Raw genomic sequence first — 15,985 nt, 5'->3', positions numbered from 1 at the left:
AAGTTCTCGTACATTTTTATTCCCACAGCCATTGGTCTTGTGATTCAAGTAGAATGCGATGTTTGTAAGAGAAAATTAAAGTTTTGTGATGATGATTAAAATAATCATTCTGGATATTTTCAAAAGGAGAATTGGCTGATGATAAAGTTTGTAATGATTAATAAGAAAGACAGCAGTAACTTTGATTTTTACTCCTATACAGAACAAATTATGGAAAAAGTGAAATTAGATTTGAATTCAAATAGTTTAGAGTTCTATTCAAATAAAGAGGCAATACGTAAAGCGACCTTTGAATACAAGCAAACGGATTTTTTTGTTAACTTTACTGTCCTTGCTACTTATGAAACCATCCAACTTAAAGTAGATGTTATTCTTCCATCTAAAGATCCATCGAATCTTGAATTACATGATTTAAAGATAAAAATTAAAGATTTGATGATTGATGACTGGGAGCAATGTGTTTGGTTGGAGGATACTCAATCTGAACTTTTTGCCGAAGAATTATATAAGAAAGTACATAATGTAGAGAATTCTCTGAGAAGACTTATCAACAGTATAATGTTCTTTGAGCTCGGGGGGGACTGGTGGGAGAAGTATATGCCAGCTGACTTGATCAATAAATATAACGAAAGAAGTGACAAATACAGACGTCGAACTCCTAGTTTTGACAATATACATACAAACCTGATGTCTATTGATACAGGTGATTTAACTCGAATTTTGAATTTTAAGACATATAAGATCAAGAGAAATAGTTTTTTTCGCGATCCTGATGGTTTGAATCCATTTGAAGATTTTGCTGAACCGATAAATGTTTTTTCTCGAGACGAAAAAGAAAGGCTTTTTATTTTCCAGAACTTAATGAACAGTATCTTTTTTAACACTAAATCAATTGAGAAATTACACCCTACCTTAATAAGGGAATTAAAAGAACAAATGGAAGTAGATAAAAATTTTTGGGAAGATTATTTTCTTCCATGGTTTTCATGTGATTTCAGAAAATTTGATGGTCTTTGGAGCGAGTTTAAGACAGATCGTAATCATGTAGCTCATAATAAACTTATAGATTTAAGATTAAGGGATAAGTTCAATAAAAGCATGAATGAGCTCCAAAAATTGATCGCAGATGCCGAGGAGAAGTTTGATGCATACACGGAGACTGAGGCAGCAAGTTACGTGGAAGAAATAAGATTTGAAGCAGAAGTTATGGAAAGGCAACAAGCTGATGATTGGAGAGATACTATAGAAGAAGCAACTGGTATTCGTATTCTTGATGAGAGTGAGATTATTTATGAATTCGATGAGCATTTAAGCACCATTTTTGATCACCTGAGAGACATGTTTTATTATCGATCCGATTTGGAGATCTCATATTTTGAGACTACTCTTAAAGAGGAAGCTATTATCTTCATCATTGAGCATAATATAACAAGAGATGATATAAAAGTGAGTGTTCTGCCGGATATCAATTCATCTGCAGGGGAACTAAGTACAATAACTTTACAAGTGATAACAAATGATAAAGAGGAAATGTTTGATATATATTATACAAATGGAGAAGCAGAGTATAACGACGAGCAAACCAATTATATGCCTTTAGTTTATGATCACTGGGAGGTCACATCTGGATTATCTAAAATGGAAAAGTTCATCTCATCTTTGGTATCTTCAGATTTTCCAGAAATCACAGAAGATCAGATCGCTAGTGTACCTTGTCGTTATTGTGAATCCCGTTCGGTTTATTTTAGTGAGGAAGATTCAGACGCAGAGAGTACGTTAAGATATAAGACCGGGGAATGCCTGAATTGTGGAAGAGTAAATACACTAGGTTTTTGTATGAGATGCGATAAAACTCTAAACCAAGAAAAGGACGGACTTTGTGATGGTTGTGTAGCACACATGGATGCGCAATAAAATGAATAAATATAATATAACTTATATGTGACATTGGTAACTGTTAGATCAAAAGAATCAGTAAATAAATAATGTCAAAACAAAATAATGGTCCTAATGACGACAAGTCATCCGGTAAGTAAGATCATTAGAGATATGAGTGGTCAAAAAGCTCATTATAAGGATCTATTTGATAATGAATATCTCGAAATTACTCAAACCAAGAATAACTTTTAGAATTCGACACCATGATTATATTTATAAGCGATGTCTTTCATTGATTTCAATTTCAATTCAATACTTGGATTAGTCCTATAGATGCACCCACATTTGCTCCTTTTTGATTCACCATACTAAACAAAAAGAAACCTTGCGGAACAAGGTTTTCTTTTTGTTGTCTTTTGAAGGTAGATAGCATTTTTTTGTCGAAATACAAACTTAGCATGATGATTGAGAATATGGATATGAAAAAGGAGTTACTATGAGCACGACTCAATATAATTGGACCCGTTATTGTTATCCAAGAGGAATAGATCCCAACTCTTTTTTGCATGACGGTTTTCTAGTTGACCCAGATGAGAGCTTTACGGCACAGCAACATCCTGAACTGGTGACGTTATCAGAACTGCAGGACCAGCAATGTCTAATTTTGCTGGGTGAGCCAGGCAGCGGTAAAAGCACCGTTTTCGTTGAAATGAAAGATCAGTTAGAAAATACAAATTCATACGTAATTTTCGTAGATCTAAAAAAGATTACCACCGACCAATTCTTAAACAACAGCATCATTAACAACGAAAAGTATGCGGATTGGAAGCAAGAGCAGAACAGTAAATTATATTTGGTGTTTGACAGCTTTGATGAAGGATTCATGCAACTACAAGTCCTATGCAATTTGTTGGAAGACATTTTGGATCAACTGGACGTTTCCAGACTATACCTCCGAATCGCTTGCAGAACTGGGGCGTTTCCGAGTGGCTTGGAATATAATCTGGAGTGTAAGTTCTCAAAAGGCAACGTCCATTTTTATAGACTTGCGCCGCTCAGGGAGAAAGACGTGAAAGAAGCTAGCATTAATCACGAGCATGCGTCTCAAACATTTGTTTCTCAAGTGAAAAAGCATCGAATTGAAGCGTTAGCTAGCCGACCAGTTACGCTGCACATGCTTCTGAATACATGGAACGATCAGCCGATAGTCAAGAAGGAGCTATACGATCGAGGTTGTTATAAGCTTTGTGAGGAAGTAAACCCGGATCGAAGAGCAAAGAGGTTTATTGCTGGGCGACTATCCGTGGCGCAAAAACTGGAATACGCAGCGAAGATGGCAGCGGTTTGTATGTTGACGAACCGACATATCATTCACACTGGCTTGGAAGGAGGAGCGCACCAGATCGGCACCATCCAATTACGGGACGTGCAGAACGAATATGACACGAGAGTGATTACTGAAGCCGATTGGAATGAAGTACTGACTACAGGGCTATTCGTCGATAACGGACCCGAGCAGTTGACGTGGGCCCACAAATCGTATGAAGAGTTTTTAGCCGCCTATTATTTGAATGCTAGTGGAGTGAAGACAAAGCAACTACTACATTTTTTTATGCACCCCGGCGATTTTGAAGGCCAATTCGTTCCTCAACTTCATCAAACAGCCGCCTGGCTCGGTGAATTTAATGAGTCTTTTCTGAATGAACTTGTTGACAAACAGCCGGAGCTTCTGTTTCTTTTCGATCGGTTTCAGTTAACAGTTGATACAAAGAAAAAATTCGTTTTGTCGGTGTTCAACAAGTCGGATCCGGATTACTCCAGGCATTATTGGGATAGTGATCTCATTAAAGAGCTTAGGATTCCAGAAATCATAGATATCGTAAACCATTGTCTTAGCGATCCGGCAAGTTCGGATTTGGCTAAAAGAACTGCTCTGAATTTTGTCTATTACAGCGATATGACCGAGACGATAAGTACGATACTTGATTGTTTCCACAACTGGGATGGAGACTTGCTAGACGAAGTATTCCCCGTCCTGTATAAATTATGTCCAGATGAGCAGTTGCGGCCGATGAAGTTTTTTCTTGATAACTATACCTATCGGTACGATCATATGTGCTTTCCCCTGTTAAAAAGATTGTATCCGAATCATCTGACATTAATGGAATTATTGGAATACATGCTCGACTTATACGTACGAGAAGATACAGTTTCTGAGCATATTCGTTCAATTGTCCAATCATTATGCTCGGAACAACTAGTAACGCTTAGTGATACGATACTTGATTCACCCGAATATGTGAATCGGAAAAATTCATCCTCTGTCTATTTGGAAGTGTACAAAGTATTGCTCAGTAAATTTGACGAAAGTGAAGAAGAGTTGAAGAAACGTATTGTGAGGCTAGAGGACAGCTTAAGAGAAAACAATTTCCTAAAGTGCGCGAGTAAGCCTGAAAAGGAACAGTTCACTGAAAAACCAGCAAAATGGTCGCATACCCCGCCAGTTTTTCAGCAAGAGGCAGCATTGGAACTATTAGATCGGATGGAAAGTGGACAAACCAATGCCTGGGGCTCATTAATAAAACAATTAAATCCTCGTGATTGGAGTAATTTATTCAGCTCTGATCCAAGTGATTTCTCGCAATTCTTAGGTTGGAAACAAGCCAACGAGGATTTGAGAGCGCGTATACTGCTAGCAGCAAAGCAGTTCATTATCACTCCTTCTGCAAGTATAGAAAACTCCGATCGGTACGGATACATAATGAACATGCTTGACGCCATTCAGCTTGTTTTTATGAATGAAAGGATGTTTTTTGAAACGTTGTCTCCAGAAGCTGTGCATCGATCCTTAGATGCCGTCACCAACCCACGAATCAGTCAATATGTGGATGGTATGGAGATCCTCAAGATGTTTCATTGTCTCCATCGGTTGGAGACGTTAAATGGTATTTTTCGTTACGTACGCCAGTTATCTTGGGGATGGGGAGCTCGATATACAGTAATCAGTCAACTCGTGAACTGTTGGGACGAGGATACTGCTACGCGGTTGCTAACACTAATGCAGGACGAAACGATTGATCTAGAAGCTTTCGGGCTTATCATCAGCATCTTACTTGAGCAGCGTCATCCTATGATAAAGCAAATCGTGGAGTCACTTGTGGACAAAGGACGGAACCCTTCCAACGTACAAGTAAGAGAACGTGCATCAGAGGCACTGGCAATTATGATGGATTTCTCTGAAGACGCAGGTTGGGCACTACTGAGGCCAATCATGCAAGAAGATAAGGAATACGGCAAAAGCATCATCGAACGTTATTTAGCAACATTCCGAAACTATTCCTTTCAGGAAAAGTGGTCATCGGAAGCAATTGCCGAGCTGTTTGAATGGCTAAACGTTAACGAAATTGATTACTCCTATACATTTAATAATTTAAAAGCACTGTTAATTAGTGAGTTGAAGGAGCGTAACACGGAGGAGTCCTATCGACAGATCAAATTTCTTAGTAAGAAGTTGCCGAATTCGGAACATGTACAATCAGTGTGGTCATTCATACGCAATGACTACTTGAAAAAATCGTGGAATCCTCCGCTACCTGAAGCAATTATAAAGACGGTTCACGGGAAAAAGAGAATGCCGATAATTAATGGGCAGCAACTTATTGAAGTCGTCAAAGACATTTTGGAGGACTACGAGAGAATGCTTCACTCAGATAATCCGCTCATCTTCACAATGTGGAATAAAATTGACGACAAGCAAGTTCCGAAGACAGAAAACGAGTTTTCTGATTTAATCAAAGCGCGTCTAGCAGATAAACTGCTTGAATACGGAATCATCGTCAGTCGGGAAGTGGAACAAAGTCGATATGATTACGCAGGAGGGAGAAGGGGAGAGAGGATCGATATTAAAGTAGATTTGTGTACGACCCAAAAAGAAACGATCTCACTGATAATAGAAGTAAAAGGTTGCTGGAATGACTCACTGAAGACTGCAATGGAGAAACAATTGGTCAGCCGTTACATGGAGAACCAACATTGTGACTACGGCATATACTTGATAGGGTGGTTCCTATGTGCTGGATGGAAGGACCCTACTGATACCCGACTCAAGAAGACTCCAGCTATGCAAATTAACGACGCCAAACAGTTCTTTAGTCAGCAGGCTGAGGATTTGTCTGGTGCATTTAACAAGCATGTCAGTTCGTATGTCTTTGATGCCACGATTAGAAGTTGAACCGGTGAGACATAAATATTGATTCGAATTCATAATCAAATTCCTACTTTATAATGGTTAAAATTTGTACAACTGAATTGAAAATTTCAACATATTCAAACAGGGGGTCCGAGACATTAAGTTGGGCTCCCTTTTTTAAATTTTGAAAATATATTGTACGTCTTATTGAGTTCAAAAGTGCTGATTCATAGAGAGATATAAGTATCGAAATGAACATCGCAGAGAGCTGTAGAACATTTCTTTATTAGTGGGTAACTATAATGAAAATTATTTATCAACTAAGTAGTGAATTAGAAGAGCAATAAGTACATTAGCAAGATCAATTCTCAATTTTTCAAAATACTTTATAGTTCTTATTAGATGAGAACTTTTGTGAATAAAGTAGGATTTTCTTGCATGATGTCGAATTTTTACAGTAAAGATGTAAATATATAGTTTGTTGTACATAGATGTATAGTGAGGTGCCTATGGATAAGATTGTTGAGTTAATTGAATCAGGGTATGAGTGCGAATTCCTGGACTTTAAAGAGAGACAATACCATAAAGACAAAAGTATGGATTTGCTTATGGATATAATGGCAATGGCCAATTCTCGGCATAATGGAGATAAATTCATTATTATTGGAGTCAAGGATCGACCAGAAGGCAAGGATATAAAAGGAATTGATCCAAAAGAATTTATAGACTCATCTAATTATGTGCAGTTGGTTTTAAATAATATCGAACCCGAAATACAGTTTGATTATTTCAAATACGAATATAAGGGTCTAGTGTTAGGTATTTTTAAAATTTACGAAACAGACAATAAACCATATATGATGAGAAAGAACTTCAGTGGATTGAAAGAGGGACTTTGCTTAATTCGTAAAGGAAGTATGAATACAATTGCTAAACGAAGTGACTTCGACTATATGTATTTAAACAAAGGACAATTTGAAATAAGTTTTCTTGAACAGACACTACACGCCGTACACGTTACAGAAGGTTGTGCTTCTATAGAAGTTGTATTAACAAATACAACAGAATTGCCTATTACGATAATTGGTGGCACCTTATATGTCCGCAATGATCAAGGAATAGAACTCTCAAGGCATCATGTATATGGATTTGATAAATTTATAGGTGCAGACTTCAAATTAGTGTTATCACCAAAAACCGAAAAAGTTGGACACTTAATGGTGGGCTTTGAATCATCAGACCCATTTAGACTAAATATTGATGAACACGGAATATGTGCTGAGGAATACGTATTTGAGCTTCTATTAGTGGATGCACGAGAGAAAAAATATTCTGTAAATATCAAAAATGCGAAAATTTTTGCAATTGGTGACTTTCTTTGGAAGGTGAAACGGCAGAAGGGGATCCCGCATAAGTTTCGGATGCATAGATAATTAAAAATACTGAATAGTTGGGTGGATAGTTTATGGAGAACGAACTTGTTAGATATTCAAGGGCTGGTGATGTTTTTCACTATCGATGGGCTGCCCGCCGTTGTCTGCAATTAATCTCACCCCAATCTCGAATCAATAGAATTGTGATTGAGGGTTCTAAGGAGAATAAACTTGCAGGAGAGTATGTTATTGATGTTGCTGAGTACTCTAGCTCTTTAACGAGAGATGGATTTCAAGATGTAGCATACTATCAGTTAAAACACACTACGGTTCATAAAAATAATCCATTTGATCTTAGTGGACTTAAGGGAACATTTGAAGGATTTGCTCAGAGATTCCTAGATATGAGTGGTTCCACAGCAAAAATTGATGGTGTCATTTTTGCTATTGTTACAAACAGACCGATTAATCGCAATCTTAAAAATAATATTGAGAAAATATCTGCTGGTGAAAAATCCAGTTTGAATTATATAAAGACATTAGCAAAATATACTCAGTTAACTGGTGAAGATCTAAAAAGATTCTGTTCTTGTATAAAATTCGTTGACGGTGAAGGGGACTACAATACACAGAAGTATAAACTTCATGTAGAAATCTCTCAGTTAGTTGCAGGAATCATTGATAACCCAGAAATAGAGAGTATAACAGGGCTAGTTCGCGATAAGGCATTACCTGGTACCAACGGTGACATTATCCGTGAAGAAATACTAGAGAAATTTAACATAACCTCCGAACGTGATCTTTTTCCTGCTCCAGCTGAGTTTGAGGAACTTGAAACCTTCGTACATAGAGAACAACATGAAGAGTTGTTGAAAACCATCTTAGAATCATCTGACCCCATAATCATACACGCTCCTGGAGGAGTAGGAAAAACGACATTTTCTCGTCAGCTAGCTAAATCATTACCTGTTGGATCTTTGGGTATAGTATATGATTGCTTTGGTGGTGGACGTTATCGTAACCGAAGCGAATTTAGGCATCATCATCGCCAAGCATTTGTTCAAATTGTTAATGAATTGGCTGTACAAGGTCTTTGCGATCCACTTATAGTGAATTCCGGTGCATCTGAAACAGATATATTGAGGAAGTTCCTCGATAGAATTGAAACTGCAGTTATTGCTATGAAGAAATCAGATAGCAAGGCAGTACTGGTGTTCCTATTAGATGCAGCCGATAATGCTGAAATGGCTGCGGCAGAATTTAATGATAACTGCTTTGCTCATGAGCTTCTCCGTGAACGTATAATAGAAGGAGTTAAAGTAGTTGCCCTTTGTAGAACTGAGCGCATACATTTACTCCAGCCGCCTAGTAACATCATAAGGCTTGAGTTGAAGCCATTTTCGGAGAAAGAGTCTTTTGATTATTTAAGGTCCTATCACATCCAAGCATCTATAGAGGATGGATTGGAATTTCATAGGCTTACCAGTGGCAATCCACGTGTACAGTCAAATGCCTTAAGTTTAAATGGTAGTACGCTTACTGAAGTATTCGCCAGTCTTGGAAAAATGGGATCCACTGTCGATGAACAAATTGAAGGACAATTAATGTCAGCAATCGATTCAATAAGAGATAAACTTCATGATAACTACAGAAAACAAATCGATTCCATATGTATTGGTCTTGCGACATTACCTCCCTTTATTCCTCTGAAGGTGCTATCTAGAGCAGCTGATGTTGAGGAATCTACTATAAGAAGTTTTGTTGCAGATATAGGACGTCCCTTATGGCTTTCTGATTCCTCAGTTCAGTTTAGAGATGAGCCTACGGAAACTTGGTTTAGGGAAACTTATGCAGCATCGAAGGAACAAATAGAGTTTTTAATTGAACAAATCAAACCATTTGCTAACGAGTATTCATATGTCGCTTCTGCTATGCCTTCTCTGTTATTACAAGCAGGGAAGAACACCGATCTTGTTGAATTAGCTTTATCCGATAATTATCTTCCCGATAATCCCATTGATAAGCGAAATATTCGAGTATTTCGTCTTCAATTTGCGTTTAAGGCTTCGTTGAAACAAGAAAGTTTTGTTGAGGCAATAAAATTAGCTTTACGAGCAGGTGAAGAAGCAGCCGGTGATAAACGACAGTTCGAACTTCTTGTAAGCAATATTGATCTGATTGCGCCTTTACAAGATGAACAACGTGTACAGGAATTTGCTTTTCGTCGTTTGTTTAGTGGTTCTTGGAGAGGATCAGAGAATGTTTACTCAGCAGCGTTGTTATCAACAGTCAATAATTTTAGAGGGGAAGCCAGAAGCTTTCTTAGGGCTGCTGAGAACTGGTTAAGTCTATACTTCCAGGATAGAGATAAGAAAAAAGAAGAAGATATTCCATTTCATCATGAAAAACTAAAAAATGAAGAAATTATGGAACTCGTATACGCACATTTTAATTTACATGGGGTAGAGAGGGCCTTCAAATTTCTTATGAGTTGGCGACCGAAGAAGGTTATCTATCATGTTTCTAGGCAACTATTTAGACGGCTTATGGACCTAGGGGAACTATCTGCTGCAATGCAGTTTGCAAAACTTGGTTCACGTAATCAGTATTTAATAATTGCTTTTGTACATGAGTCCTTAGATATCGGACATATTCCCAATTCTGATGTAATCTGCTCTTGCCTTGATTTACTCACTACAAAACGGGCTAGAATTTCAAAAATACAAAATACCTTTCAAGACACGACACTTCAATCTCTTATCTCATTTCTTGAATCTTGCGCAGCAAACAAATTACCGAAGGGGAAAATCATCAGGGTTCTGAATCATTATTTCCCTCAAAGTGCCTCACGGTCTATTACAGGCGATTACGATAATAAAGATCGTGCAATTTTTATGCGTGCCCTGGCATTAAAAAAAGTATTACTTTCAGATCTCGAATTTGATATTAATGAATTGCTTCCAAAGGATCTACAACAGAATAGAAAATATAAGGATGAACAAGAGATACGGGAAATAAAAGAGGTAATTGGAGGATTATTACCTTGGTATGTGCTGCGGATACGCTGTTTAGCAGGGGACATTCTTGATTTTGATAATGAAGTAGGGGAAGTAAAAAAGAAGTCAGGATCAGCAACATCAATTCGATATAGAGAGTATGATAGTTTACCAACGGAAATAGCTAGAATATGTTGTGACATCTTGATGTTTCATGAATTTTTAGGACAAATGTCAATCAAGACTTTTTATGAAGATTATATAAAAAATAAAAAAATATATCTTCCTGATCATCTGAAATTAGTTCGTTCTGCTTTTCGATTAAGTCACTTAGCTGAACAAAAGCGAGACTTTGAACAAAGTGCTTATGAAGCAATCCTTTCTGCTACAGACATTGGCCCAGAGGAAAGGGCAAACTGCTACATTGATCTTGCAAGAGCATTAATTAGTGTAAATCGTGATGATGCGGCGGTTTATTTCAATTTTGCCATCGATGCTGTTTCTAAATTTGGTGATGAGATGGTCGAGAGATGGGAAGCAGTTGTTTCTCTAGCTAACCAAAGAAAGGTAGATGAATTTGCATCTAATGATTTAGCTTACAGATTTATACGTTGTGCAGAGCTTATTGGAGAAAATGTAGCCCGAGAAAAGTATTGGAACAGAGACGAGGCTATTAGAACTTGTATTCGATTGTCTCCGATAACTGGAATAGCAGCATTGAGTAGATGGAGAGACCGGGAAGTTGGTTGGTTTAATCAACAATTAAATGCTTTATCTGAGGAAATTGTAACAAGAGGGTATGTTGGACCAGCTGTAGCATGGTCTCTGTCTGCGTTTATGACAGAGTTTGAAATAGGGGATTTCTCAAGACTTTGTATAGAGAAGGAAACAGAATATGAAAACCGGAAGTATATTTTTGATTCAGTCATTAGAGAACTAAGGATAAACGGAGTAGAAGGGGAAGTTTGGAAGAGAATTAGTGAAACGGCGAAAAAGTATTCTTTACAAAGTGATCTGTTGGATGAAGTTAATGCTTATAATCGCCAGTTTATTGAAGAAGAATCTAATGCTTCAAAGCAAGAAAGTGAAAGTACTTTCTCGCTCCCTGTTCAGTTGGAAGAAAGCGCAGCAATTGATTGGAGCGAACTACTTCATGATTTGGACTTGGTCTCATCTAATGGATTAAGACAAGCTATCCTACGTTATGAAGGAATTCCTCAGACTTTGCGAAACAGCAAATCCTTATGGAGTGAAGTCTACAAACGAATTCCGGACAGTGAAGCGAAGAAATTTTTGTATGAGCTTATAAAAGTTGATGAAGCTGATTTCTATGATATAGAAAATGCACTTTGGTTAGTGCCCGATGAGTGGCATCGCAAAATGAGTATTAAAATTGAGTGGTCTCAAATCTTACAATTCGTAGGGAAAAGATTTGCAATGTATCTGCTCGAGAGAGGATCAATTTCATTTTTCACTAGTAGACTTCATCTAGGAGCGGAAAACATACCCTCTATTCAAAAAGGAATAATCGAAGGGTTAGCAACCCATGGAGATTTGGTACATGCAAGTACATTTTTTGGATTTGTAGCCGTTGCTTCAAAACATATCTCGACACAGGAAGCAACTGATTTACTTGACTTTGCATTATCAAGATTTGAACTTCATATTGATTCTGATTACGCTGATGGACCCTTTACACAAACGCTCTTACCGTCAGTTCAAATGGATAGTGCGTTTGCAGGTTTTATTTGGTCGGCTTTAGGTTCTCCAAAATCTTCAACTAGATGGTGTGCAGTTCATTGCGTTCGTAGACTTGCAGAAGCTCAATGTACTGGAGAAATCGATGCATTAATAGAGTGGTTAGAAAGGGATAATGTTGATTTATTTGGGGCGGCTAAATTTCCTTTCTATAACTTACATGCGAGACTATATTTATTCATTTCATTTGCTCGAGTATCCATGGATAACCCGCAAATTTTACTACGTCATAGCAATGTGTTCTACAAATATGCCTTGAAATCTTCTCCTCATATGCTTATTGAAAAATATGCAACTGATATTGCACTCAATATAGAGAAGGCTTACCCAGGGACTTATTCCAAAGATGTGGTTGAATCTTTGCAAAAAGTGGGGAAGAGTCAATTCGATAAGGTTGAATTAGATGGACGTTGGGACAAGCGAGATAGTTATTGGCATGCTAATGAGACGATTGATACTAGTTTAGATTTTCATCATGGGTACGATATTGATAGCTACTGGTTTGAACCATTAGGGAGAGTATTTGGTATCTCCAATAAACAAGTGGAGGATCTTGTTACCGATATTGTTATTAACGAATGGAATGTGGAACATGATGGAGGGTATAAAAATGATCCGCGTCACTCATTGTGGAGATCGTCTAGTGAACAACAACAAACTTATCATAGCCAAGGAAGTTATCCAAGAATAGACAATTATAATTTTTATCTGTCATATCATGCTATGCTTGGCGTAGCTTCGAGGCTGTTGGAGAAGATGCCCGTTGTTCACAGTTCAGATTGTTACCAAGATGAGTGGTATGAGTGGTTACACAGGCACTTATTGACTCGTATTGATGGTTATTGGCTATACGACCGTAGAGATCCTATTCCTCTGTATAGAAGGGATTGGATTAATGAAGTGAGAAATCCAGATTGGCGCGAAGAGTTATCAACTGATGATTTTCTTGATGGTGTATTGTCTGAAAGAAACGGAGAACTATGGCTAAACGTGTTCGGATCTTGGGAGGATGGAGATAGTGAGAGATCCGAGAGTTTCAACATTGCAAGCTCTCTCGTATCATCTGCCACTGCTCAATCCCTTTTGTATGCATTGAGCACATGTTCAAATCCTCATGATTTTAAGTTGCCTGCTTACGAAGAAGATGAAATGGAAATAGAAGTTGGTTCTCATAAGCTTAAAGGTTGGGTATATCAAGAAGAAGCATATAAGCGTCTGGAAAAGTTCGATCCACATTCTGCTAAAGTAGACTATCCGCCTTATAAAATAGGGAGCTCAATCACTGAGAGAATGAAGATATCTTCTGACTATGAGAAGAGAGAATGGACTTTGGCTGATGAGAGTGGAGCATCAATAGTTTGCGAAATCTGGGCGCCTATTCATGATAGTCATGAAAATGAGGAAGCGCGCAACGGTAATCGACTAACAGCATCACTCTCATTTCTAAAAAGACTTTGTATTGAATTCCAAAGTGAATTAATTATTGAAGTTCAAATTCAAAGAAGATATAGACAGAAGTCATACATGAGAGGGAGTGAATCAGATGAGTATAAGCCACCGCTTAGCAAATTATTTATCTTCTCAGCCGATGGAAGACTCAGAGATACAGAAACGTACTATGAACTTAGGCAAATCGCTAGTCAAAGAGCTTAATTTGGATGACGGTGTAGATACTCTTGCTCGTTGGATGGCGCACTATATTTCGGAACAAATTGTAATCGCCGAAAATAGTTCAGGTATTCAGAAACAAGAGGCAGAAGAACGTTGCTTTGAAACGATATTAAAATTATGGAATCATAGATCAGCTTTCCCTAGGGGTTCAAGGCCATTTGAAAGTTTTGATCCTATACTTCGAACACTAGCGCGACTTGATCCTGAGAATGATCGTCATTTCTTCTTTGAAAATAGAGAGGATACAACAGACAAATTCCCGGAAGAAGTTCAGAAGTGGCTAGATATTGCCGATGGAATTGATGAAGCAACGCGTGTGTGGCTAAAATATGTTTTTGAACAAGCTGCCTTAGCTGCAACTGATGATTTTACAATTGAATGGTTAGAAAATTCAGCAGTACTCCAGGAAGAAGACAACTTCTCTCTAATATTTCGAGAATTGCATAGTGATATTGATGATATTTGGGGAGAAGGGCAAAAAGAAAATGAAAGGAAGCGAAAGATTATAGAATCCAGGATTGGGAAATTAGAGTCTTTTTCAGAGTTGAACGAATTGTTATTGGGTGAGTATAGGGATGAACTTAAGAGTATGAGTAAGGATACAGCGAGTAAGTAATATCAGTAAACTTATCTGTTGATTAAAAGCTCTGTAAAATATTTCACATCGGTAACGAATAATGATGTATATAAGTATCAGTTACTGAAGAATTGGATTAAAATGTTGTTTTCGTTAAAAGAGTGATGAGTATGTCGTTTCTCAATGAAGCACTTAATTTAGCGTATTTATTTAATTGAAAAATTGTATTATTATGGGTTTACCAACTATAATGTAACTTTTCAATATGGAATAATTTCATTTACCAACTATAATGGCACTGTAATTTGAGTCAAAACGCTGAAAAAGTGCGATAATACGCGATTTTTCATTTACCAACTATAATGTCACTGAACATTTAAGTTATGTAAAAAGGGTCCTGATGACAGTTGTCATTAGGACCCTTTTTGTTATGAAACCTTTCCATTATGAGCATATCCATTATGAATCTATCATTAAAGTTCCTATGTCGAAATCAGTAGAGGAGAGGGCACATTTATGAAATCCTAAGACTGATAGCAGAGGCTATAGGATAAGTACTCTGATGTTATAGGGACGCACAGAGAGTTTATCTATTTCTCAAGAATAATATACAAAAATAGTTGTTATATGAACTTATATCCTTAATTCAGAGATAATACATATTAATGACTCTCCACAAGATCAGTTTTTAACGGTATGCCTATGAGCAACAGGATGATTTGCAATGAGTGTGAGTAATGCTCATAAATAGCGTTCTCCATTGTCATGTTTGTTTTGAAATTTACTATTGGTTACGCCCAAGTCGTAATCGTTTCAACCGGGAGACGATAGGAAGGATAGCCTTCTTTGGCTGCTTTCCCTATGGAGATCAACATCACGGGCTGGAAGCGTTCTTTATCCAAGCCAAAAACTTCAGCAATCTGGTCTTTGTCATAGCCGGCCATAGGGTTCGTATCATAGCCATGAGCACGGGCAACGAGCATGAGCTGCATGGATATGAGGCCTGAGTCAATGAGGTTCATATCACGCAATTCGGATGCGTTTATGTTCGCATAATAAGGTTTTACCTGCTGCATCTGAATATCCATGATGTCTTGTGGCATATATCCAAGTTCGACTGATTTGCTGAAAATCTCTTCCATGTATTCAACGTTGTTGGCATCGTAAAACACGGCAATGACAGCGGAAGACGTTAGTGCCTGTGTCTGGTTAAAGGAGGCCAGTGGTGCAAGCTTCTCTTTGCCTTCAGCACTGTCGATAACAAGAAAACGCCAAGGTTGCATGTTAATGGCCGAAGGGGCACGTGAAGCTTTCGCCAGTATTTCGGTCATCTCCTCGCGGCTGATCTTCACTTCAGGGTCGTAGACTTTAATGGAATGGCGCTCCAAGACGATGTTATCAAAATCATTTGTTTTGTTGAATTGGCCGGTAATCGTGTTCATATTGAAATCTCTCCTCGTATCTATATTGGTGAGAGTGGGGTATAAATTATATCTCCGTCTGTCTCACTATCAGGATTGTAAACTATGAAGTATACTTTATA

6 protein-coding genes are annotated in these 15,985 nt (G+C 37.7%); 5 read left to right on the top strand and 1 reads right to left on the bottom strand.

The annotated features are described in order from the left end of the window. The first annotated feature begins 138 nt into the window (after window positions 1-138). The 5 genes from OM416_RS22610 (at window position 139) to OM416_RS22590 (ending at window position 14,481) form a co-directional block, all read left to right on the top strand. Entirely contained in the window at window positions 139-1,914 is a 1,776-nt protein-coding gene (locus tag OM416_RS22610) for a hypothetical protein (RefSeq protein ID WP_264933234.1), read from the top strand. Between the two features lie 460 nt (window positions 1,915-2,374). Beyond that, window positions 2,375-6,109, top strand: coding sequence for an NACHT domain-containing protein (locus OM416_RS22605; protein ID WP_264933232.1), 3,735 nt, complete (start codon window positions 2,375-2,377; stop codon window positions 6,107-6,109). 467 nt (window positions 6,110-6,576) lie between these two features. Continuing rightward, a complete protein-coding gene (locus OM416_RS22600; RefSeq protein ID WP_264933230.1) occupies window positions 6,577-7,500 on the top strand; it encodes a helix-turn-helix domain-containing protein in 924 nt (307 codons plus the stop codon). Window positions 7,501-7,532: 32 nt separating this feature from the next. Further along, window positions 7,533-13,847, top strand: a complete 6,315-nt coding sequence (locus OM416_RS22595) for a DUF4297 domain-containing protein (RefSeq protein ID WP_264933228.1) — start codon at window positions 7,533-7,535, stop codon at window positions 13,845-13,847. After that, window positions 13,738-14,481: a hypothetical protein gene (locus OM416_RS22590; protein WP_264933335.1), complete on the top strand. Its 744-nt coding sequence runs from the start codon at window positions 13,738-13,740 to the stop codon at window positions 14,479-14,481. Before OM416_RS22595 ends, OM416_RS22590 begins: the two co-directional genes overlap by 110 nt. A 752-nt stretch (window positions 14,482-15,233) precedes the next feature. Here OM416_RS22590 and OM416_RS22585 read toward each other — a convergent pair. Continuing rightward, window positions 15,234-15,884, bottom strand: coding sequence for a nitroreductase family protein (locus OM416_RS22585; RefSeq protein WP_264933226.1), 651 nt, complete (start codon window positions 15,882-15,884; stop codon window positions 15,234-15,236). Between the last annotated feature and the right edge of the window lie 101 nt (window positions 15,885-15,985).

Source organism: Paenibacillus sp. LS1 (assembly GCF_026013365.1).
In the GTDB taxonomy this organism is placed as follows: Bacteria; Bacillota; Bacilli; order Paenibacillales; family Paenibacillaceae; genus Paenibacillus.
Note: the sequence above shows the minus strand (reverse complement) of the source record. Positions and strands in the feature narration are given on the sequence as shown.

Excerpts from the sequence above, each read along its gene's own strand:
- OM416_RS22610 (WP_264933234.1), top strand. The coding sequence starts at position 139 with ATGATAAAGTTTGTAATGATTAATAAGAAAGACAGCAGTAACTTTGAT.
- OM416_RS22605 (WP_264933232.1), top strand. The coding sequence starts at position 2,375 with ATGAGCACGACTCAATATAATTGGACCCGTTATTGTTATCCAAGAGGA.
- OM416_RS22600 (WP_264933230.1), top strand. The coding sequence starts at position 6,577 with ATGGATAAGATTGTTGAGTTAATTGAATCAGGGTATGAGTGCGAATTC.
- OM416_RS22595 (WP_264933228.1), top strand. The coding sequence starts at position 7,533 with ATGGAGAACGAACTTGTTAGATATTCAAGGGCTGGTGATGTTTTTCAC.
- OM416_RS22590 (WP_264933335.1), top strand. The coding sequence starts at position 13,738 with ATGAGTATAAGCCACCGCTTAGCAAATTATTTATCTTCTCAGCCGATG.
- OM416_RS22585 (WP_264933226.1), bottom strand. The coding sequence starts at position 15,884 with ATGAACACGATTACCGGCCAATTCAACAAAACAAATGATTTTGATAAC.